The organism is Pseudomonas meliae (genome assembly GCF_001400515.1).
Taxonomy (GTDB): Bacteria; Pseudomonadota; Gammaproteobacteria; order Pseudomonadales; family Pseudomonadaceae; genus Aquipseudomonas; species Aquipseudomonas amygdali.
Genome location: NZ_LJQT01000467.1, coordinates 1 through 21,969 on the forward strand (window position 1 = coordinate 1; position 21,969 = coordinate 21,969).

Sequence of the window (21,969 nt, forward strand, 5' to 3'; positions counted from 1 at the left end):
TGGCCATGGTGGTGATTATCAGCGCTGTCGTGCTGATTGGCCTGCCGCAATGGCGCAGGTCGGCGGTACGAAAGGTCGGATCGACACGCACAAGCTAACCGAGGCGGGCCGGACAGGTTAAACTGCGCGCCTTGCGTTGAATTTTTCCTACGGTATTTCCATGACATTCGCCTCTCTCGGCCTGATCGAACCCTTGCTGCGCGCCCTCGAAGCGCTCGGTTACCAGACTCCGACGCCTGTACAGACCCAGGCAATTCCTCCGGTACTGGCGGGCCGCGATCTGATGGCAGCTGCCCAGACCGGCACCGGCAAGACCGCAGGTTTTGCCTTGCCGCTGTTGCAGCGCCTGACCATGGAAGGGCCGAAAGTCGCGCCTAATTGCGTTCGCGCGCTGGTATTGGCCCCGACCCGCGAACTGGCCGATCAGGTTCACGAAAGCATTCGTCAGTATGCCGAGCACCTGCCGTTGAGCACTTACGCAGCCTACGGTGGCGTGAGCATCAACCCGCAAATGATGAAGCTGCGCAAGGGCGTGGACGTGCTGGTTGCGACACCGGGACGTCTGCTCGACCTGCATCGCCAGAATGCAGTCAAGTTCTCCCAGTTGCAGACCCTGATCCTCGATGAAGCCGACCGCATGCTTGATCTGGGCTTTGCCGAGGAATTGCGTGGCATCTACGCGGTACTGCCCAAGCAGCGCCAGACCTTGCTGTTCTCCGCGACCTTTTCCGACGAAATTCGTCTGCTGGCCGCTCAGATGCTCAATGATCCGCTGACCATCGAGGTCAGCCCGCGCAATGTTGCGGCGTCATCGGTCAAGCAATGGGTTGTGACCGTGGACAAGAAGCGCAAGGCTGATCTGTTCATCCATCTGATGAAAAAGCATCGCTGGGGCCAGGTGCTGGTGTTCGCCAAGACCCGGGTTGGCGTTGATCAACTGGTGGATCGTTTACAGGGGCTGGGTCTGAACGCTGATGGTATTCACGGCGACAAGCCGCAGGCCACTCGCCAGCGTGCGCTGGATCGTTTCAAGAGCAATGAAGTGAAGATTCTGGTTGCCACCGACGTGGCGGCTCGTGGTCTGGATATCGATGATCTTCCGACGGTCGTCAACCTGGACCTGCCGATTGTGGCCGAGGATTACATCCACCGTATTGGCCGCACCGGTCGGGCGGGCCTGACGGGCGAGGCGATCTCGCTGGTGTGTGCCGATGAAGTCGAACTGCTGTCGGCCATCGAAGTGCTGACACGCCAGACGCTTGAGCGCAAGGAAGAACAGGACTTTGAGCCTGAGCACCGGGTGCCGACTACAGATGCCAGCGGCCAGATCCTGAAAAAACCCAAGAAACCGAAAAAGCCCAAGGTCTCGGGCAGCAAACGTAACCTGGGCAAATGGGTCGACAGCGGCGAGTCAGAGCCTGCGCCAGCGGTCAAACCCATACGTAAAGTGCCGGTCTTCAACACCGGCCCGCGCAAGAAGAAGCCTTGATATACGCATGTGGGCGCGAGCCGGGCGACGCTCCCACAGAAGGATTTATGTATAACGTGAGCAAGCTCCCACAGGTTATCCGTGGGCTTTGTGGGAGCGAACTTGTTCGCGAAGAGGGCAGCGCAGTCGACGAATTTGCTGCGTTTGGAATATAGCCTTCGCGAACAAATTCCCACAGAAAGGGTTTATGTATAACGCTGAGTGCAGAGCATACGCACAGGAATCACTGTGAGTTCAGCCACTCCACCATCCCCAGCCCCGCAGCGCGGCCACTGGCGAAGCAGGCGGTCAGCAGGTAGCCGCCTGTAGGGGCTTCCCAGTCGAGCATTTCGCCTGCGCAGAACACGCCGGGCAATTGCCTGAGCATCAGACGCTCGTCCATGGCTTCGAAGGTCACGCCACCTGCGGTGCTGATGGCCTCATCGATGGGGCGTGGTTTGATCAGGGGCAGTGGCAACGCCTTGATGGCTTCACTCAACAACAGCGGATCGGCAAACGCTTCACGAGGCGCAAGCTCGCGTAAAAGCGCTGCCTTTGCGCCGTCCAGGCCCAATTGGCTGTGCAGGTGCTTGGACATCGAGCGCGAGCCACGTGGTTTGCTCAGGGCTTTTTGAATGTCTGTCAGCGTTTTGCCGGGCAGCAGGTCAATGTCCACTGTCGCCGAGCCGCGAAGGTTGATCTGTTCACGAATTTGCGCCGACAGTGCATACACCAGACTGCCTTCCACGCCCGTCGCTGTCAGCACGCATTCGCCCAGGCGCAGGGCATGGCCATGCAGGCCCATGGCGATATTTTTCAATGGCGCACCGGCAAACTTGTCGCGCAGCAGGTCGCTCCAGGCGCTCACTTCGAAACCACAGTTGGCGGCTTGCAGAGGTGCAACCTCGACCTGCCTTGCTTGCAGCCATGGCAGCCAGGCCCCGTCAGACCCCAGCCGGGCCCAACTGGCACCGCCCAGTGCCAACAACGTGGCCGCAGGGTTGAGCGCCTTTTCTCCATCGGCGCAGGCAATGCGCAGGCTGCCATCGGGGTTCCATCCCAGCCAGCGGTGACGGGTATGGATCGTGACGCCCGCATCACGCAGCCGCTTGAGCCAAGCGCGTAGCAGCGGTGCGGCTTTCATGTCAGTGGGGAAAACACGGCCCGAGCTGCCGACAAACGTCTCGATACCCAGCTCATGAATCCACTGGCACAGCTTATCGGCACTAAAACTACGCAACAAAGGCGCGATCATCGGCGAACGTTCAGCGTAGCGCGACAGAAAAGCCGGGTAGGGCTCGGAGTGGGTTATGTTCATGCCGCCCACCCCTGCCAGCAGAAACTTGCGCCCTACTGAAGGCATGGCGTCATACAGATCGACGTTCAGCCCTGCCTGGCTCAACACCTCTGCTGCCATCAACCCCGCAGGGCCGCCTCCGATAATGGCGACGGTTCGGGAAGCAGGAGAGGCGAGGTCGGTCATGGTCAGCGAAGTATCGATAGCAAAGGAGGCGGGCATTCTACCCGAGCGTTGTTTTCAGGTGTGGTGCAACTCATTGGCTGCAACCGCGGTTAGGTGCACGCGCAGTCATAAGCCCATTTCGTCCCAGACCCGTTGCGCACTGTGATGCAGGATCCCGTGGCGTCTTGCCAGCGCCTGACGGTCCTTGCTGTAGCCGCCGCCGATCACGCCCATGACCGGAATGTCGCGGCTCAGGCAATGACGCAACACGGCTTCGTCGCGATTGGCCAAGCCCTGATCGGTCAGTTGCAGATAGCCCAGCGCGTCATCCTTGTGAACATCCACTCCTGCGTCATACAGCACCAGATCCGGCTTATAGAACGGCAGCAGGTAGTTGAGCAGGTCGTCGACGACGTTCAGGTAGTCAGCATCGCCCATCCCCATCGGCAGGGGGATATCCCAGTCGCTCTGGGCCTTGCGCGCCGGGAAGTTCTTTTCGCAGTGCTGCGAGACGGTAATGGCGTCCTCGGTATCGGCCAGAATACGCGCCGTACCGTCGCCTTGATGCACATCGCAGTCGAAGATCAGCACCTTGTCCACGCGTCCGCTCTGCAACAGGTACTGACTGATCACCGCCAGGTCGTTGAAAATGCAGAAACCGGCCGGGTAATCATAGTGCGCATGGTGAGTGCCGCCCGCCAGATGGCAAGCCATGCCGTGCTTCAAGGCCTGCTCGGCAGTCAGTAACGAGCCACCCACGGCACGAACCGTGCGACGTGCCAGCGCCTCGCTCCAGGGCAGGCCCAGACGCCGCTGGTCTTCACGGGACAGGTCGCCATTAAGGTAGCGGCTGATGTAGGACGGGTCATGAGCCAGCGCCAGAATGTCCGCCGGGCATAACTCGGGACGCATTAATTGAACGTCACTGGTCAGGCCGCTGTCGACCAGGTAGTCACGTAACAGACGGAACTTGTCCATCGGGAAGCGGTGATCTGCCGGGAAGTCCGGGCTGTAGTCTTCATGGTAGATAAGCGGTAGGGACATTTTGCGTCCGTTGACAGGTCGAAGCCCGATAGTGCCAGCAAAGCGTGCGCACGCCCAGTTGTCTGGCGTAGTGGATAACTACACTGACGCCCACTCATGTCTCGTTACACGGGGGAATCGATGGAACCGATACTCAAGCTAGACAGCGCCCGGCTGCTGATGCGGCAGTGGCGCGACGATGACTTGCCAGCATTCGCCGAGATGTGCGCGGACCCGCGCGTGATGCGTTATTTCCCCGAACCGCTGAGCCGTCTTGAAAGCGCCGCCATGATCGGACGGTTACGTGGTCATTTTGCCGAATTGGGCTTCGGGTTTTGGGCGCTGGAGCGTAAGGATACCGGCGAATTCATCGGTTTTACCGGGCTGCATGTCGTGGGTTTCAAGGCATCTTTTACGCCGGCCGTGGAAATCGGCTGGCGACTGGCTTATGACCACTGGGGCCTGGGCTTTGCCAGCGAGGCGGCATGGACCGCGCTGGGCTGTGGTTTCGAGCGCCTGAATTTGAAGGAGATCGTGTCGTTTACCGCGGTCAATAATCAGCCGTCGCAAAAAGTTATGCAGGCAATCGGTATGCAGCAGGATGAGTCCGGCAACTTCGATCATCCCAATCTGGATGACGGCCATCCGCTCAAGCCGCACGTGCTGTACCGGATCAGCCATGAGCAGTGGCTCAGGACGCTGAAGCCTTGATCAGGGTGTAGATTGAATTAAGCCAACCATCTTAAATCTGTATCATTCCATTCCAGTGGGATGGGCCAGAGGCCTGTCGGAAAATGCAGCGACTGCCGTTGCCGTAAAAGTGCAGAGTCGATGTGCAAGAGGAGTGAGAATGAGCCAAGTGCTGGATGATCTGGTTGAGTTGCTGACGCTGGAAGCCATTGAAGAGAATCTTTTTCGCGGCCGCAGCCAGGACCTGGGTTTTCGCCAGCTGTTTGGCGGTCAGGTGCTGGGGCAGTCGTTGTCTGCCGCCAGTCAGACCGTCGAAGAGGATCGCCACGTTCACTCGCTGCACGGCTATTTTCTGCGCCCTGGCGATGCAGGCCTGCCGGTGGTCTATCAAGTGGACCGCGTGCGCGACGGCGGCAGTTTCAGCACGCGCCGTGTGACTGCCATTCAGAAGGGCAAGCCGATTTTCACGTGCAGCGCCTCTTTTCAGTACGACGAAGAGGGCTTTGAGCACCAGGCGTCGATGCCGCAGATTGTCGGTCCGGAAAACCTGCCGTCCGAGCTAGAGCTGCTGACGGGCCGAGCACACCTGATCCCCGAAGCGATGCACGACAAGTTTCTGCGCCCCAAACCGATTCAGTTCCGCCCCGTGACATCCGAAGACCCGTACGATCCCAAGCCAGGCGAGCCGGTGAAGTACGTGTGGTTTCGCGCCGATGGCAGCCTGTCGGACATGCAGGCGCTGCATCGTTACATGCTGGCTTATGCCTCCGACTTCAACCTGCTGACCACTTCGTTACGGCCGCATGGCAAGACGGTCTGGCCGCGCGATATGCAGGTCGCCAGCCTCGATCACTCGCTGTGGTTCCACAACGACCTGCGCACCGATGACTGGCTGCTCTATGCAATGGACAGTCCCTGGGCAGGCAACTCCCGCGGTTTCTCACGCGGCAGTATCTTCAACCGCGCCGGGCAACTGGTTGCATCGGTCAGCCAGGAAGGGCTGATCCGCCATCGCAAGGATTGGGCATGACACTCGACGGCATACAGCACTGGGTGTTTGACATGGATGGCACCCTGACCATCCCGGTCCACGACTTCCCGGCAATCAAGCGTGAACTGGGCATCCCTCAGGACGACGACATTCTGGGGCATCTTGCCGCGTTGCCCGCTGAGGAATCGGCGGCCAAACACGCCTGGCTGCTTGAGCACGAGCGCGATCTGGCGCTGGCTTCGCAGCCTGCCGAGGGCGCGGTCGAGCTGGTTCGTGAGTTGTCGGCGCGCGGCTATCGGTTGGGAATACTGACCCGCAACGCTCAAGAGCTCGCGTACATCACCTTGAAAGCCATCGGCCTCGCTGACTGCTTTGCTGTCGAGGATGTACTGGGCCGCGACGAAGCGACCCCCAAGCCGGATCCGGCGGGTTTGCTGACGCTGGCCGCTCGCTGGAGTGTCGAGCCGGAGAAGATGGTCATGATCGGCGACTACATGCATGACCTGAACTGCGACCGTGCGGCGGGTACCAAGACCGTTCTGGTCAATCTGAAAGACAACCCCTGGCCTGAACTGACCGACTGGCATGCGGAGGATTGCACAGTGCTGCGCGGGATGCTGAGGTGATCTGAGCTGCCTACCGTGCCAATGCGGAGCGCTCACCGTTATCCACAAGTGTTTGTGGGAGCGACCGGGGCGGCAATCCGCATTGCTCGCGAAGACGGTATTTGAGTCGATGCATTTTCGACGATTATGTTGACCCTTTCGCGAACAAGTTCGCTCCCACGGCCTCCGGCCAGAATCAATAGCAGACCTTTATATAACGATGAGCGATCTGCGTCCTCTTCCTGATTGCCGATCAGGCGCCGATAACGCCGCCATCTTCCCGGGTGATGACCATCACCGATGAGCGCGGTTTACCGTTGGGCAAATGCTCGGGGAACGTGGAACCACCGTTTTCACCGGGATGCTGGATGCCGATGAACATGGTTTTATAGTCCGGCGCAAAGCTGATGCCGGTGATTTCGCAACCAATCGGCCCGACCAGAAAGCGACGAATTTCGCCGCTGGCAGGATCGGCGCAGAGCATCTGGTTGTTGCCCATGCCCGCGAAGTCACCCTTGTTGCTGGAGTCGCCATCGGTCTGAATCCACAGTCTGCCGGCTTCATCAAAGCTCAGGCCGTCGGGGCTGTTGAACATGTTCTGTGCGTTGATATTGCTCGACCCAGCCTGCGGTGTACCGGCATGCACAGTCGGGTTACCCGCGACCACGAACAGGTCCCAGTCGAAGGTCATCGCTGAAGGATTGCTGCCTTCTTCGCTCCAGCGCAGGATCTGCCCGTATTGGTTCTTGGCGCGTGGATTCGGCCCGCCTACAGGCTGACCCTCTTCGCCGCGTTTGACATTATTGGTCAGTGTGCAATAGACCTGACCGTCTTTGGGACTGACTACGATCCACTCCGGGCGGTCCATGCGCGTGGCTTTTACAACGCTGGCTGCCAGGCGCGCATGAATCAGCACTTCTGCCTGATTATTGAAACCGGCAGCCGCGTCCAGGCCATTCTTGCCATGAGTCAGTTCGACCCACTGGCCCTTGCCTTTCGGATGATCCGGATTGCTGTCGCCTGCATCGAACTGCGCCACGTACAAGGTGCCGTGGTCGAGCAGGTTACGGTTGGCTTTGGGGTTCTGATGATCGATCTTGTCGCGGCTGATGAACTTGTAGATGAACTCGCCACGCTCGTCGTCGCCCATGTACACCACGGCGCGGCCACCCTTGGTTTGGGTGAACGCCGCGTTCTCATGCTTGAAGCGACCGAGTGCAGTGCGTTTGACCGGTGTGGACTTGGGGTCGAACGGATCGATCTCGACCACCCAGCCATGACGATTGACCTCATTGGGGTTTTTCGCAACGTCGAAGCGTGGGTCGTGCGGGTGCCAGTTGATCTCCTTGCTGGCAGCAACCACGCCATAGCGCTTCATGCCGGCGTCGAACTTCTGCTCGGCGTTGCTGCTGCCGAAGCAATCAGTGAAGTTCTCTTCGCAGGTCAGGTAAGTGCCCCATGGCGTCTGGCCGCTGGAGCAGTTCTGAAATGTGCCGAGCGCCTGAGTGCCGGTCTTGTCGGCATCCGTTTTGAGCCAGTCGTGCCCGGCTGCCGGACCACTCAGGCTGATCGGCGTGTTGCCGTGAATGCGACGGTTGTAGCGCGAGTCCTGAACGAACTGCCACTTACCATTGTGCTGTTGCACTTCGATCACGGAAACGCCTTCTGCAGCCAGTGCCTTTTGCACTTCTTCAGCCGATTGCGGCTCTTTGCCGTGATCGAAAAGGTAGCGGTAATTGGTGTATTCGTTGTTGATCGCCATCAGTGCGCGATCCTTGTGGCCTGGCATCGGGAACAGGCACATGCCATCGTTGTTGTCGCCGAACTGCACTTCCTGAGCCTGGGCCGTACCCTTGCCGCTCGGGTCGAAAGCCGGGCCGCCTGCCTGTAAAGGGTGGCCCCAACTGATCAGAACGGATGAGGTATAGCCTTGCGGCAGGCTGATGCTGTCGGCAGTGGCGGCAGGGATGCTCTGGAAGCCCAGCAGTGTGCCGGACGCTGCGCTGACGCTGTTCGCGAGAACCGTGCGGCTCAACAGGTTGCCACCCAGAAACATCGCTGCGCCGCACAGGGCACCTGCGCTGATGAAGCCCCGGCGGGTGAGTCCGACCTTGTCTGTGCCGACCAGATTTTCCAGATCGGTGGTTTGATTTTCTTCTAATAGTTTCATCATCACGGCTCCCTCGAATATGGCAGCCACCTTAGTGCGCGCATATGACGGAATTGTGTCGTGGTAATGACTTGCCGACGCTTACATCGGTATACCCAGCAACACCAGTGAAGCGGCAAATCTTGCCTGAACCGTTGCACCGCTTTTCAGCTGTCGTGCATGCAGGTGCTCAGGTGTCGCCAGGGCGCACAGCGTCTGGCCGCCGGGGAGTGTGATGCGTACTTCGCTCGGGCCATCTTCAGCGTCGGTCACGTTGTCGATTCGGCCGATCAGACAATTGTTTCCATTTGTTTCTTCGCTGCGGTCTGCGTGCAGTTCCAGCCAGCCGGCCTTGATCAGTGCAACCACCTCCGTGCCGTTTTCCAGCTCCAGACGCAGGGTGCTGTCATGGGTGACCTGTGCTTAGATAAACACCTCACCAGCCAATTGCAGGCGAACCTGATCGTTGTGTCCCTGACGGGTGATGCTGACGATCCGCCCCAGCAACTGATTGCGTGCGCTGGTACGGCAAGGTCAGGCGATTGAGCAGGTCAAGGTCGCTGCTGTCTTCGGCCGCTTCCAGCACCTGCGCCTGCAATGCCTGCACCCGCTGATAAAGACGCAGCACTCGCTCGCCCTCTAGCGACAGCTTAGCGCCGCCACCGCCACGTCCGCCGACACTGCGTTCTACCAGCGGCTTTTGCGCCAGATTGTTCAGCTCATCAATGGCGTCCCATGCTGCCTTGTAGCTCAGGCCTGCGCTTTTCGCGGCACGGGTGATCGAGCCCTGTTCGGCAATGTGCTGCAACAACGCGATACGTTGCGGGCGGTGGACCATGTGTTGCGTCAGCGGGGTGGGTAGCGACATGGCGATCTGCGATGGTCGAGTAGGAGAGGGCAGTATGATCGCTCTCGCGCATGGCGTCGAAACCGGACGCGGAGCGTCCAGGGCTGCGCTACCACGCGGAGCGTGGGAGCGATAATCGTTTGGCGACGACAGAGATTCATCCGGTCAGAATCCCTTACAATGCCGTCAGCCCAACCACGAGCCACGCCCATGACACGCGCCGCCACGCCCCGCAAACCTCAAGCACGCAGCCAGGCCAGGATCGATTCGATTCTCGACGCCGCGCGCACGCTGCTCGCCGAGCAAGGGGTGGCCAGCCTGTCGATCTACAGCGTGGCTGAACGCGCAGGTATTCCACCCTCCTCGGTGTATCACTTCTTCGCCAGCGTTCCGGCGCTGCTTGAAGCGCTGACCGCCGATATTCACGCGGCTTTCCGCGCCTCACTGCAAGCGCCTATCGATCACGACCAGCTCACCACTTGGCGCGACCTGTCGCGTATCGTCGAACTGCGCATGCTGGCCATCTACAACGCCGACGCCGCCGCCCGCCAATTGATCCTTGCCCAGCACGGCCTGACCGAAATCAACCAGGCAGACCGCCAGCACGACATAGAGCTGGGGCATTTGATGCTTGGGGTCTTTGACCGCCACTTCCAGCTGCCTGCGCTGCCGGATGACGTGGACGTATTTGCGCTGGCGATGGAACTGGGGGATCGGGTGTATGCGCGATCAGTGCAATTGCATGACGAGATCACACCGCGCATGGCGGAGGAAGGGATGCGGGTGTTTGATGCTTATTTGGGGTTGTATTTGCCGGTATTTTTGGGGAAGCGAGTTATTTAAAGCTCACTATTCGGGAGTATCAGTTTTTTNNACGCGGAGCGTGGGAGCGATGAGCGTTTTGAGGTTCCTGAGCATAGTGCCCAATCAATCCCCAGGCTTCGGCGTTCTTGCCAGGCAATACACGTCCACTCTTCGCGCACCGGCCTTGTTCAGCAGTCGCGCAATGACCTCTGCCGTCGAACCGGTGGTCAGGACGTCGTCCACCAGCGCCAGGTGCTTGCCCTGCACCCAGTCGGGATCAACGAGGGTGAAGGCGTCGCGCAGGTTGCGTTTGCGTGCCTTGGCGTCCAGCCCTTGTTGCGCTGCTGTCTCCCGGCTGCGCAACACATGGTGTTCGTCAACGGGCAGCTGCAACTGTTTACCCAGCCACCCGGCCAGCATCGCCGCCTGGTTATAGCCGCGCTGGCGCAGGCGTTTGTTGGCGAGAGGAACAGGAATCAGGTAATCGGGCCGTGGCAGGTCTTCCTCGAAACGGTGTTGTAGAAACTGCCCACACAGTTCGGCCAGCAGGCGTCCCATCGGCCATTTACCGTTATGTTTGAAACGGGTGATCAGGCTGTCCACCGGGAAGTCGTACAGCCACGGCGCGATCACCTGAGCAAATCCGGGAGGGCGCTTGCAACATTGCGCGCAGCTCATGCCGGAGAGGGGTAAAGGCAGCGCACAGCAGTCGCACTGGCTGCCCAGCCATGGCAGCTCGGCTTCGCACGGCACGCAGACAGGCATTGGCACCTCGCTGCGCTCATCGCATAACAAACAGTGTTGTTTGTTTTTTAACCAGATGTAAACCTCGTATTGGCGGTTGGGTTGACAGCGCATGGCTCTTCCTTAAATATGCCCGACATCCGTGTAGCGCATGGTGCCTTTACGCCCTCGCGCATTGCCCAGAAACACCAAGGAGCCGCCCGATGAGCGCCAGCACCACCGCCACTTTGCGTCACGACTGGACTTTAGCCGAGGTCAGGGCGCTGTTCGTACAGCCATTCAATGACCTGCTGTTTCAGGCGCAAACGGTGCACCGCGCTCATTTCGACGCCAACCGTGTGCAGGTTTCCACGCTGCTGTCGATCAAGACCGGCGCTTGCCCGGAAGACTGCAAGTACTGTCCGCAGTCCGGTCACTACAACACCGGTCTTGAGAAAGAAAAACTGCTGGAAGTGCAGAAGGTGCTTGAGGAAGCAGCGCGTGCCAAAGCCATTGGTTCGACCCGTTTCTGCATGGGCGCGGCCTGGAAGCATCCCTCCGCCAAGGACATGCCTTACGTGCTGGAGATGGTCAAAGGCGTGAAAGCCATGGGCATGGAAACCTGCATGACCCTCGGCCGTCTCGATCAGGAGCAGACCGAAGCGCTGGCCACTGCCGGGCTGGACTACTACAACCACAACCTCGACACCTCGCCGGAGTTCTACGGCAGCATCATCACCACCCGGACCTACAGCGAGCGCCTGCAAACCCTGGCCTACGTGCGCGATGCCGGGATGAAGATCTGCTCGGGCGGCATTCTGGGCATGGGCGAGTCCCTCGACGACCGCGCCGGGCTGCTGATCCAGCTGGCAAACCTGCCGGAGCACCCGGAGTCGGTGCCGATCAACATGCTGGTCAAGGTTGCCGGTACGCCGCTGGAAAACGCCGAAGACGTCGACCCGTTCGACTTCATCCGCATGCTCGCGGTGGCACGGATTCTCATGCCGCAGTCCCACGTGCGGTTGTCTGCCGGGCGTGAAGCGATGAACGAGCAAATGCAGGCGCTGGCCTTCTTCGCCGGTGCCAACTCGATTTTCTATGGCGACAAGCTGCTGACCACCGCCAACCCGCAAGCCGACAAGGACATGCTGTTGTTCTCGCGTCTGGGCATCAAGCCCGAAGCGGGCGAAGGCCATGCTGATGAAGTGCATCAGGCTGCCATCGAACAGGCGCTGGTCGAACAGCAAAGCAGTTCGATGTTCTACGACGCTGCTTCTGCCTGACCCCTTGAACGGGCCGGCCTGCTCCGGCCCGTTTTGAACTGCCATCTTTCGGACCGGGGCCTGCATGTCTTTCGATCTCCGCACGCGCCTCGACGCCCGTCGCGCCGAACATCTCTACCGTCAGCGCCCATTGCTGCAAAGCCCGCAAGGTCCGCAGGTGGTTATCGATGGTCAGCCATTGCTGGCGTTCTGCAACAACGATTACATGGGCCTGGCCAACCATCCGGAAGTGATCGCCGCCTGGCAGGCAGGTGCCGAGCGTTGGGGCGTGGGCGGCGGGGCGTCGCATCTGGTGATCGGCCACAGCACGCCGCACCACGAACTGGAAGAAGCGCTGGCCGAGCTGACCGGTCGTCCTCGCGCGCTGTTGTTCTCCAATGGCTATATGGCCAACCTCGGCGCGGTGACAGCCTTGGTCGGGCAGGGCGATACGGTGCTGGAAGACCGCCTCAATCATGCCTCGCTGCTGGATGCCGGTCTGCTCAGCGGCGCACGGTTCTCGCGCTATTTGCACAACGATGTGACCAGCCTGACAAGCCGCCTGGAGAAATCCGTGGGCGATACGCTGGTGGTCACTGACGGTGTGTTCAGCATGGATGGTGACATCGCTGACTTGCCTGCGCTGGCGCAGGCTGCGAAGGCCAAAGGTGCCTGGCTGATGGTGGATGACGCCCACGGCTTCGGGCCGCTGGGTACAAACGGTGCCGGAATCGTCGAGCACTTCGGCCTGAGCGTGGAGGATGTGCCGGTACTGGTCGGCACCCTCGGCAAATCGTTCGGCACCTCTGGAGCATTCGTGGCCGGCAGTGAAGAGCTGATCGAAACCTTGATTCAGTTCGCCCGGCCCTATATTTACACCACCAGCCAGCCACCTGCGCTGGCCTGCGCGACCTTGAAAAGCCTGCAATTGCTGCGTACCGAACATTGGCGTCGCGAGCATCTGGCGAGCCTGATCCAGCAGTTTCGTCAGGGTGCCGAGCAGATCGGCCTGCAATTGATGGGCAGCTTTACGCCGATCCAGCCAATCCTGATCGGCGATGCCGGACGGGCTCTGCGTCTGTCGCAGTTGCTACGTGAGCGTGGCTTGCTGGTGACGGCGATTCGTCCGCCGACCGTGCCTGCGGGCAGTGCTCGATTGCGCGTAACGTTGTCTGCCGCGCACAGCAAGGCCGACGTACAGCTATTATTGGAGGCTCTGGAGCAGTGCTACCCGCTGCTGGATGCAAGTGAATCCACGGAGCCCGTCCATGCGTGATCGTTTGATTCTACTGCCGGGCTGGGGCTTGGGCGTTTCGCCGCTGGAGCCGCTTGCCGCCGCGTTGCGCGGGCTTGACGAGCATTTGCGGGTCGAAATCGAGCCGTTGCCGGATATCGACAGCTGCGACCTGCCTGACTGGCTCGACGAACTGGACGCCAACCTGCCGGATAACGCCTGGCTGGGCGGCTGGTCGCTGGGCGGCATGCTCGCCGCCGAGCTGGCAGCACGGCGTGGCGAAGGTTGCTGCGGGCTGCTGACCCTGGCCAGTAATGCCTGTTTCGTCACCCAGGGCGCGTGGCCGAATGCGATGCCCGCGCAGGATTTCGATGCGTTTCTGGCCGGCTGTTCCGCTGACCATGACGCGACCCTCAAGCGTTTCAGCCTGTTATGCACTCAAGGCGCAGTAGACTCACGCGGTCTCGCCCGGTTACTCAAGGCTGGCGCGCCGCACAGCTCCAAAACTGCTTTGGTCGACGGCCTGAAGATACTCCAGCAACTCGATACACGTAGCGCGCTGCAAACCTATCGCGGCCCGCAACTGCACCTGTTTGCCGGACTCGATGCATTCGTGCCGGCTGAAGCAGCAAGTGATCTGCTGGCCTTGTTGCCGGATGTCGAGGTCGGTCTGATCGAACAGGCCAGCCATGCATTCCTTCTGGAAAACCCCCACGGAGTAGCCGCTGCGATTCACGCCTTTCTGCACGAGTTGGACGATGACTGGTCTTTCTATGCCCAAACCGCCCTCTGTCCTGCCGGACAAACGGCAGGTCGCCGCGTCTTTTTCCCGGGCCGCGGGCAGCTATGACAGCGTGGCCGAACTACAGCGCAGCGTCGGCAGCGAGCTGCTGTCGCGTCTGCCTGCGCAGTTCAGTCCGGTTCGCTGGCTGGATCTGGGGAGCGGCACTGGCTATTTCAGCCGGGCACTGGATCAGGTTTTCAGTGGCAGCGAAGGCATCGCGCTGGATATCGCCGAAGGCATGTTGCGCCATGCGCAGCCATTGGGCGGTGCACAGCACTTTGTGGCAGGTGATGCCGAGCACCTGCCACTGCGTGATCAGAGTTGCGGGCTGATTTTCTCCAGCCTCGCTGTGCAGTGGTGTGCGGATTTCGCCGCGGTGCTCCGTGAGGCTCGCCGGGTATTGCAACCAGGCGGTGTGTTTGCCTTCGCCAGCCTGTGCGTCGGCACGCTGTACGAGTTGCGTGACAGCTGGCAGGCAGTCGACGGCCAGGTTCATGTAAACCGCTTTCGTCACGAGGATGATTATCGTCAGTTGTGCGCTGCCAGCGGTTTACAGGTGCGCAGCCTGGATGTGTGCCCGCAGGTGTTGCATTACCCCGATGTGCGCAGCCTGACGCATGAGCTGAAAGCGCTCGGGGCGCACAACCTCAACCCTGGGCGGCCCAGTGGCCTGACCGGACGCGAGCGGATCAAGGGCATGGTTCAGGCCTACGAAGCCTTCCGTCAGGAAGCCGGTCTGCCCGCTACCTATCAAGTGGTGTACGCGGTGCTTGAAAAAGCCTGACGGCTCCACGTCATAAGGAAGATTACCGAGATGAGCGCTGCTTATTTCATCACCGGAACCGATACCGACGCTGGCAAGACCACGGTAGCTGCCGGTTTGCTGCATGCCGCCCGCTTGAAGGGCTTGAGTACAGCAGCGGGCAAGCCTGTGGCATCCGGTTGCGTAGTGACTGCACAGGGACTGCGCAATTCCGACGCGCTGGCGTTACAGGCCGAGTGCTCTGTCGAGCTGGATTACGATGAAGTCAATCCGCTGGCTTTCGAACCGGCCATTGCGCCGCATCTGGCCGCGCGCGAGGCAGGTGTCGTGTTGACGGTCGACTCGTTGCTGAAGCCGATGCAGCACATTCTGGATAAACAGGCCGACTTCACCTTGATCGAAGGCGCAGGCGGCTGGCGCGTGCCCTTGGCCGGGCAGAGCAACCTGTCTGATCTGGCCATTGCGCTGGATCTGCCGATCATTCTGGTGGTGGGCGTGCGTCTGGGCTGTATCAATCATGCGCTGCTGACTGCCGAAGCCATCGCCCGGGACGGTCTGCACCTGGCAGGCTGGGTGGCCAACGTCATAGACGCAAACACCTCGCGGCTTGAGGAAAACCTCGCCACGCTGGTCGAGCGTCTGCCTGCACCCTGTCTTGGACGCGTGCCACGATTGAACGAGGCGAGCGCCGGAAATGTGGCGCAATACCTTGAATTAGGGCAACTGCGCTGACAGCGTCGCTATCTTGCTGACAGGCAACGTTGTTTTGGTTTTTTCAAGAGTCAGGCTATCATGCGGCCTAGTGCCATTAGTCTATTTGTCGAGTATTTCTGCGCAAATGCTGGTTCAATGGCATGTGTTCGTTTTTTGAACTGAGGATCGGCTTATGCAAATCACCATGAACAACACCCTTTATCCGGGCCTGAGCGCTATGCAGGTCGGGCAAGGTCGTGTGGATCAGGCGGCCACCCAGATCGCCAGCTCCAATATCGAAGTGTCGGGCAGAAGCCAGTCTTCCGACTTTCAGCTCGAAAACCTGCGTTCCGTCGACCGCAGCCAGCGTTCTGACCTGTCTGCCAATATTGTCGAGCTCAACGCCGGCAAGAGTCAGGTCGAAGCCGGAGTTGCGGTTCAAAAGGCCAGCGACGAAGCGCTTGGCACTCTGATCGACACTTACGCTTAACATCCTGTGTTCTAAAGCTTCGTGTAACGCCAACGCCGTGCCACACCTGCACGGCGTCGTTTGCTGAATTGCCCGCCATCACCCTCCTGTATCGCCCCGTAACACTCCCAGCCCTCGACTAAACTTGCGCTTACGTTTTTCCTGCGCCTGATGCCTTTGCCTGCGCGGTCTGTGGAGCAGCGTGGACGAATGGTGCGCGCTTCGCTATTGACAAGGTTTAGGCGTAAACGTATGTTTCAAACACCTGTTTGACCGCAAGGCATACGAGATTGTCTGGTGCTTGAGGCTATGCTTTCAGCGACCGCCCGGTCATTCGTTCCAGGATTCATCAGCAGAGGTTTATCGCTATGCCTGACTACAAGGCCCCCTTGCGTGATATTCGTTTCGTCCGTGATGAGCTGCTCGGTTATGAAGCGCACTATCAAAGTCTGCCAGCCTGTCATGACGCCACCCCGGACATGGTCGACGCCATTCTCGAAGAGGGTGCCAAGTTCTGCGAGCAGGTTCTGGCACCGCTGAACCGGGTGGGCGATACCGAGGGCTGCACCTGGAGCGAGTCGGGCGTGAAGACACCGACCGGTTTCAAGCAGGCTTACAAGCAATTTGTCGAGGGCGGCTGGCCGAGTCTGGCGCATGACGTTGCGCATGGCGGCCAGGGCTTGCCCGAGTCGCTGGGTCTGGCGGTGAGCGAGATGGTCGGCGAAGCGAACTGGTCGTGGGGCATGTACCCTGGCCTGTCGCATGGTGCGATGAACACCATCTCCGAGCACGGCACCCCCGAGCAGCAGGACGCCTACCTGACCAAGCTGGTCTCCGGCGAATGGACCGGCACCATGTGCCTGACCGAATCCCACTGCGGCACTGACCTGGGCATGCTGCGCACCAGGGCTGAACCTCAGGCTGACGGGACCTACAAGGTTACCGGCACCAAGATTTTCATTTCCGCTGGCGAACACGACATGGCCGATAACATCGTCCACATCGTGCTGGCGCGTCTGCCGGACGCACCGGCTGGCACCAAAGGCATTTCGCTGTTCATTGTGCCCAAGTTCCTCTCGGCTGCCGATGGCAGCATCGGTGAGCGCAACGCGGTTAACTGTGGCTCCATCGAGCACAAGATGGGCATCCACGGCAACGCTACCTGCGTGATGAACTTCGACGGCGCTACCGGCTACCTGATCGGCCCGCCGAACAAGGGCCTGAACTGCATGTTCACGTTCATGAACACCGCGCGTCTGGGCACTGCACTGCAAGGTCTGGCGCATGCCGAAGTGGCTTTCCAGGGTGGTCTGCAATATGCCCGTGACCGTCTGCAGATGCGTTCGCTGACCGGTCCTAAAGCACCGGACAAGGCCGCTGACCCGATCATCGTCCATCCAGACGTGCGCCGCATGCTGCTGACCATGAAGGCTTTCGCCGAAGGCACGCGTGCCATGGTGTACTTCACGGCCAAACAGGTCGATATCGTCAAGTACAGCGAAGACCCGGAGCAAAAGAAAGCCGCCGACGCCTTGCTGGCGTTCATGACGCCGATTGCCAAGGCTTTCATGACCGAAGTGGGCTTTGAAGCCGCCAACCACGGCGTGCAGATCTACGGTGGTCACGGTTTCATTGCCGAGTGGGGCATGGAACAGAACGTTCGCGACAGCCGGATTTCGATGCTGTACGAAGGCACCACTGGCATTCAGGCTCTCGACCTGCTGGGCCGTAAAGTGCTGATGACTCAGGGCGAAGCGCTCAAGGGCTTCACCAAGATCGTCCACAAGTTCTGCCAGGGCAATGAGGGTAACGAAGCGGTGCAGGAGTTCGTGACGCCGTTGGCCGCGCTGAACAAGGAGTGGGGCGACCTGACCCTGAAAGTCGGCATGGCGGCCATGAAGGATCGCGAAGAAGTCGGCGCCGCTTCGGTGGATTACATCATGTTCTCCGGTTACGCCTGCCTGGCGTACTTCTGGGCCGACATGGCGCGTCTTGCGGCCGAGAAGCTGGCTGCCGGTACGTCGGACGAGGCGTTCTACCGCGCCAAGATCCAGACCGCGCGCTTCTACTTCCAGCGCATCCTGCCGCGCACTCGCACGCACGTTGCCGCGATCCTGTCGGGCGCTGCCAACCTGATGGACATGAAAGAGGAAGACTTCGGCCTGGCTTACTAAGCCTCGCTGCGGTCATGAAAACCGCCTGATCGCTGATCAGGCGTTTTTTTTATGGGTGCGTTTGGGCTCATTGTTAACACCAATCTCAACGAGACTTTGGGGAGCACTGACCCCGGATAACTCTCGTTCCCATCACTGCGCGTGGTAATGCATTTCGTGACGCTCTGCGTCACATCCCAGCCATGGGGCGCTATTCAATGCGGTCCAAGATACAGATAGCACCAACGCCCGCGACTTCCGCAATAAACATTTCCCACCTCCTGCCGTTACAGAAAGTAGCTCGTTTATTGATCCTGCCGATGCATTGTTCGCTGGCGGAGGGCACAATGCCATCAGATCAGCCATTCATTCAGATGCCGGGTAGGAGATAACCCCTTTTGTTGCGCCCATCAGCTGCGCGATTGAGTCATTTTTTGCCTTCACTGGGTCTGCTGGTGGCGGGGCTTGCGGCTGCGTACGTAAAGGACCTGAACGTCTTCTTCACATCGCTATTCAATGTGCTGCCCACGCTGGTTCTGCTGTTGGGCGGTGCGTATTGCTGTGTTTACCGGCGTCAGCGCGAGCTGTTTCTGATGCTCACGGTGTATATCGCCTACTACCTGCTGGATACCCAGACCGATTTTTACCGCGATAACGGCAAGGTCCGTGAGGATGCGGCGGTGATTTTCCACCTGGTCTGCCTGCTGCTGCCGGTGCTGTTCGGGCTGTATGCCGCGTGGGAAGAACGTACGCATCTGTTTCAGGACATGGTCGCGCGGCTCGCGGTATTGGTGGCGGTAGGCAGTGTGGCGCTGGGTCTTGAACAGAGTTATCCGGTCGAACTGCAAGTCTGGCTAGCCGACATCCGCTGGCCTGCGCTGCACGGTGCCTGGATGAGTCTGATTCAGCTGTCCTATGCCATGTTCCTGGTGTCATTCGGGGTGTTGATCTGGCAATACCTGGAAAAACCGCGACCGCTGCACGCCGCGCAGATTGTCGGCCTGCTGGGATTGTTCTGGGCACTGCCGAAAACCTTCATCCTGCCGTTCACGCTGAATATCCTCTGCAGTCAGGTGATGCTGATGATTGCCGCCGCCGTGGCTCACGAGGCGTATCAGATGGCCTTCCGGGATGAACTGACCGGACTGCCTGGTCGCCGGGCGCTCAATGAGCGCATGCAGCGTCTGGGACGCAACTATGTGCTGGCGATGAGCGACGTGGATCACTTCAAGAAATTCAATGACACCCACGGCCACGATGTGGGCGATCAGGTGCTGCGTCTGGTGGCCAGCAAACTGTCGAAAATCACCAACGGTGGTGGCAAGGCTTATCGCTATGGGGGCGAAGAGTTCGCCATCGTGTTTGCCGCCAAGACCATTGATGAATGCATGCCGCATCTGGAAGCCATCCGCGAGACCATCGCCAATTACGAGATTCAGCTGCGCAACAAGGACAGTCGTCCTCAGGATGATCAGCAAGGCCGACAACGCCGCGGGGGAGCGCAGGCAGGCAGCGTGTCGGTAACGGTCAGTATCGGCGTTGCCGAGCGCCAGCCGGAACATCGCACGCCGGAAGAGGTGCTCAAGAGTGCTGATCAGGCGCTGTATGCGGCCAAGGGGGCCGGGCGCAACTGTGTGGTCGCTTACGGGCAGTTGAACCGGCGCGGCGCTGTTCGTACAACTGAAGCGGCCACCTGAGCCAATCCTGCTATTTTTCCCCGTGACCTGCTGTGACTATTCAGTCATGACACGACCCTATGTCTCTGAAATGTTGTTCGGGTAGACTCGTGAAACTCGACTGCTGATCTGCGTCTCTGCATGCATCGATCAGCCTCCAACAGAATTTCGCTCCGTGTTCACGAGGTTTGCCATGGCTGACTACAAAGCGCCACTGCGCGATATGCGCTTCGTCCTCAATGAAGTCTTCGAGGTTTCAAAGCTCTGGGCTCAACTGCCCGAGCTGGCCGAAACAGTCGATGCTGAAACGGTCGAAGCCATTCTCGAAGAAGCCGGTAAAGTGACCAGCAAGACCATTGCGCCGCTGAGCCGTAACGGTGACGAGGAGGGCTGCCACTGGAAGGACACCGTCGTCACCACACCTGCAGGTTTTCCCGAGGCCTATAAGACCTACGCTGAGGGCGGCTGGGTCGGTGTAGGCGGCAATCCCGAGTTTGGCGGCATGGGCATGCCCAAGGTGGTGTCGGCTCAGGTCGAAGAGATGCTCAACTCTGCCAGCCTGGCGTTCGGTCTGTACGCGATGCTCACGTCCGGCGCCTGCGTATCGATAGACACCCACGCCAGCGAAGCGCTCAAGACCAAATTTCTGCCCAATATGTATTCAGGCGTCTGGGCCGGGTCGATGTGCCTGACCGAGGCCCACGCCGGTACCGATCTGGGCATCATTCGGACCCGGGCCGAACCGCAGGCTGACGGTGCCTACAAGATCACCGGCAGCAAGATTTTCATTACCGGCGGCGAACACGACCTGACCGAAAACATCATTCATCTGGTCTTGGCCAAGTTGCCGGATGCACCGCCCGGGCCGAAAGGCATTTCGCTGTTTCTGGTGCCCAAGTTCATGGTCGGCGACGACGGCAGCCTTGGCGAGCGCAACACCGTCAGCTGTGGCTCGATCGAGCACAAGATGGGTATCCAGGCTTCGGCGACCTGCGTGATGAACTTCGACGACGCTACCGGCTACCTGATCGGCGAACCGAACAAGGGGCTGGCGGCGATGTTCACGATGATGAACTACGAGCGTCTGGGCGTTGGTATTCAGGGCCTGGCGTCGGGCGTGCGGTCTTACCAGAGCGCCGTCGAGTATGCGCTGGATCGTTTACAGAGCCGCGCCCCGACCGGAGCGCAGAACAAGGACAAGGCTGCTGACCCGATCATCGTCCACCCCGACGTGCGTCGCATGCTGTTGACCATGAAGGCGTTCAACGAAGGCGGTCGTGCGTTTTCCAGCTACGTCGCACTGCAACTGGATATCGCCAAGTTCAGCGAAGACGATGCCGCGCGCAAGCGTGCCGATGATCTGGTGGCGCTGCTGACCCCGGTCGCCAAGGCGTTCCTGAGTGATATCGGTCTGGAAACCACTGTTCATGGCCAGCAGGTTTTCGGCGGTCACGGTTACATCCGTGAGTGGGGCCAGGAACAGCTGGTACGTGACGTGCGCATTACGCAGATCTACGAAGGCACCAATGGCATTCAGGCGCTTGATCTGGTGGGGCGCAAGATCGTCGGTTCGAACGGCGCGTTCTATCAGTTGTTTTCGGATGAAGTGCGCCAGTTCATCAATGGCGCGGATGGCGCACTTAACGAGTTCGCCCAGCCGCTGGCAAAAGCCTTGAACATGCTGGATGAGCTGACTGGCTGGGTGCTGGACCGCTCGCGCGGTAATCCCAATGAAATCGGCGCTGCGTCTGTGGAGTATCTGCATCTGTTTGGTTACACCGCCTACGCCTACATGTGGGCGATGATGGCCAAGGCGGCGCTCGGTAAAGAGCAGCAGGAGGAGTTCTATGCGAGCAAGCTGGGCACCGCACGCTTCTACTTCGCGCGCCTGCTGCCGCGTATCCACTCGCTGGATGCCTCGGTGCGCGCGGGCAGCGATTCGCTGTACCTGTTGAAGGCGTCACAATTCTGACCTGCAAAAGCCTTGTAAGCATTTGCTTACACTGCGTGGTGCCAATTGACCTCTTCCCAAGAAAGGGATCCAAAGTTAATCTTCACCCATGGACGTAGCGCAGGACGCGCAACAAGACATAACAGGGACACGTAGGGAAGCCTGCCAGGACGGTGGGGTGAAAGGGAAATCAGGGAAACAGTCTGGAAAGCCCCGCTTAGA

General features: G+C 59.8%; 17 protein-coding genes and 3 pseudogenes. 15 read left to right on the forward strand and 5 right to left on the reverse strand.

The genetic code is table 11. From position 1 onward, the window contains the following. Both ALO64_RS26470 and ALO64_RS21490 read left to right on the forward strand, forming a co-directional pair. A pseudogene (locus ALO64_RS26470) lies at positions 1-98 on the forward strand (drug/metabolite exporter YedA); the annotation flags it as partial. Between the two features lie 62 nt (positions 99-160). Then, positions 161-1,489, forward strand: a complete 1,329-nt coding sequence (locus ALO64_RS21490) for a DEAD/DEAH box helicase (protein ID WP_002555255.1) — start codon at positions 161-163, stop codon at positions 1,487-1,489. Between the two features lie 223 nt (positions 1,490-1,712). Here ALO64_RS21490 and ALO64_RS21495 read toward each other — a convergent pair whose 3' ends face one another. Both ALO64_RS21495 and ALO64_RS21500 read right to left on the reverse strand, forming a co-directional pair. Further along, positions 1,713-2,951 (reverse strand): TIGR03862 family flavoprotein, encoded by a 1,239-nt coding sequence (locus ALO64_RS21495; RefSeq protein ID WP_161794692.1) that lies wholly within the window; start codon positions 2,949-2,951, stop codon positions 1,713-1,715. 105 nt (positions 2,952-3,056) lie between these two features. Beyond that, the gene (locus tag ALO64_RS21500) at positions 3,057-3,974 is read right to left on the reverse strand and encodes a histone deacetylase family protein (RefSeq protein ID WP_044344432.1); all 918 of its coding nucleotides are present in this window, start codon (positions 3,972-3,974) and stop codon (positions 3,057-3,059) included. 120 nt (positions 3,975-4,094) lie between these two features. Here ALO64_RS21500 and ALO64_RS21505 point away from each other — a divergent pair, with 120 nt between their 5' ends. The 3 genes from ALO64_RS21505 (at position 4,095) to ALO64_RS21515 (ending at position 6,260) form a co-directional block, all read left to right on the forward strand. Then, a complete protein-coding gene (locus ALO64_RS21505) occupies positions 4,095-4,664 on the forward strand; it encodes a GNAT family N-acetyltransferase (protein ID WP_044322982.1) in 570 nt (189 codons plus the stop codon). A 139-nt stretch (positions 4,665-4,803) separates the two neighbouring features. Further along, complete coding sequence (tesB, locus tag ALO64_RS21510; protein WP_044344431.1) at positions 4,804-5,673, forward strand: acyl-CoA thioesterase II; 870 nt, start codon at positions 4,804-4,806, stop codon at positions 5,671-5,673. Next, positions 5,670-6,260 (forward strand): HAD family hydrolase, encoded by a 591-nt coding sequence (locus ALO64_RS21515; protein WP_044344430.1) that lies wholly within the window; start codon positions 5,670-5,672, stop codon positions 6,258-6,260. Before tesB ends, ALO64_RS21515 begins: the two co-directional genes overlap by 4 nt. A gap of 232 nt (positions 6,261-6,492) precedes the next feature. Here the strand turns inward: ALO64_RS21515 and ALO64_RS21520 are convergent, their stop codons facing one another. Together ALO64_RS21520 and ALO64_RS21525 are read right to left on the reverse strand one after the other, a co-directional pair. Beyond that, on the reverse strand, positions 6,493-8,409 hold the full coding sequence (locus tag ALO64_RS21520; protein WP_005735064.1) for a PhoX family protein: 1,917 nt from the start codon (positions 8,407-8,409) through the stop codon (positions 6,493-6,495). 81 nt (positions 8,410-8,490) lie between these two features. Further along, positions 8,491-9,256, reverse strand: a pseudogene (locus tag ALO64_RS21525) (TOBE domain-containing protein). 189 nt (positions 9,257-9,445) lie between these two features. Here ALO64_RS21525 and ALO64_RS21530 point away from each other — a divergent pair. Continuing rightward, the gene (locus ALO64_RS21530; protein ID WP_002555769.1) at positions 9,446-10,078 is read left to right on the forward strand and encodes a TetR/AcrR family transcriptional regulator; all 633 of its coding nucleotides are present in this window, start codon (positions 9,446-9,448) and stop codon (positions 10,076-10,078) included. Positions 10,079-10,162: 84 nt separating this feature from the next. On the opposite strand, the gene ALO64_RS21535 is transcribed toward ALO64_RS21530, so the two are convergent. Continuing rightward, positions 10,163-10,897, reverse strand: a complete 735-nt coding sequence (locus tag ALO64_RS21535) for a ComF family protein (RefSeq protein WP_005735066.1) — start codon at positions 10,895-10,897, stop codon at positions 10,163-10,165. Positions 10,898-10,986: 89 nt separating this feature from the next. Between ALO64_RS21535 and bioB the strand changes: the two genes are divergently transcribed. The 9 genes and pseudogenes from bioB to ALO64_RS21580 all read left to right on the forward strand — a co-directional run bounded on the left by bioB (position 10,987) and on the right by ALO64_RS21580 (position 21,768). Beyond that, positions 10,987-12,045, forward strand: a complete 1,059-nt coding sequence (gene bioB, locus ALO64_RS21540) for a biotin synthase BioB (protein WP_002555574.1) — start codon at positions 10,987-10,989, stop codon at positions 12,043-12,045. A 64-nt stretch (positions 12,046-12,109) separates the two neighbouring features. Continuing rightward, positions 12,110-13,300, forward strand: coding sequence for an 8-amino-7-oxononanoate synthase (gene bioF, locus ALO64_RS21545; RefSeq protein WP_044343885.1), 1,191 nt, complete (start codon positions 12,110-12,112; stop codon positions 13,298-13,300). Then, positions 13,293-14,021, forward strand: a pseudogene (locus tag ALO64_RS21550) (alpha/beta fold hydrolase); the annotation flags it as partial. The gene bioF and the pseudogene ALO64_RS21550, both read left to right, overlap by 8 nt. Next, positions 14,017-14,826, forward strand: coding sequence for a malonyl-ACP O-methyltransferase BioC (gene bioC / locus ALO64_RS21555; RefSeq protein ID WP_044343886.1), 810 nt, complete (start codon positions 14,017-14,019; stop codon positions 14,824-14,826). The pseudogene ALO64_RS21550 and the gene bioC, both read left to right, overlap by 5 nt. Positions 14,827-14,856: 30 nt before the next feature. Further along, on the forward strand, positions 14,857-15,537 hold the full coding sequence (bioD, locus tag ALO64_RS21560) for a dethiobiotin synthase (RefSeq protein ID WP_005744043.1): 681 nt from the start codon (positions 14,857-14,859) through the stop codon (positions 15,535-15,537). 154 nt (positions 15,538-15,691) lie between these two features. Continuing rightward, positions 15,692-15,988, forward strand: a complete 297-nt coding sequence (locus ALO64_RS21565; RefSeq protein WP_004654758.1) for a hypothetical protein — start codon at positions 15,692-15,694, stop codon at positions 15,986-15,988. 347 nt (positions 15,989-16,335) lie between these two features. Further along, on the forward strand, positions 16,336-18,141 hold the full coding sequence (locus ALO64_RS21570) for a phenylacyl-CoA dehydrogenase (RefSeq protein ID WP_002555568.1): 1,806 nt from the start codon (positions 16,336-16,338) through the stop codon (positions 18,139-18,141). Positions 18,142-18,518: 377 nt separating this feature from the next. Next, entirely contained in the window at positions 18,519-19,817 is a 1,299-nt protein-coding gene (locus ALO64_RS21575) for a GGDEF domain-containing protein (RefSeq protein WP_031596853.1), read from the forward strand. A 172-nt stretch (positions 19,818-19,989) separates the two neighbouring features. Further along, the gene (locus ALO64_RS21580; RefSeq protein ID WP_044323768.1) at positions 19,990-21,768 is read left to right on the forward strand and encodes an acyl-CoA dehydrogenase C-terminal domain-containing protein; all 1,779 of its coding nucleotides are present in this window, start codon (positions 19,990-19,992) and stop codon (positions 21,766-21,768) included. The last annotated feature ends 201 nt before the right edge of the window (positions 21,769-21,969 follow it).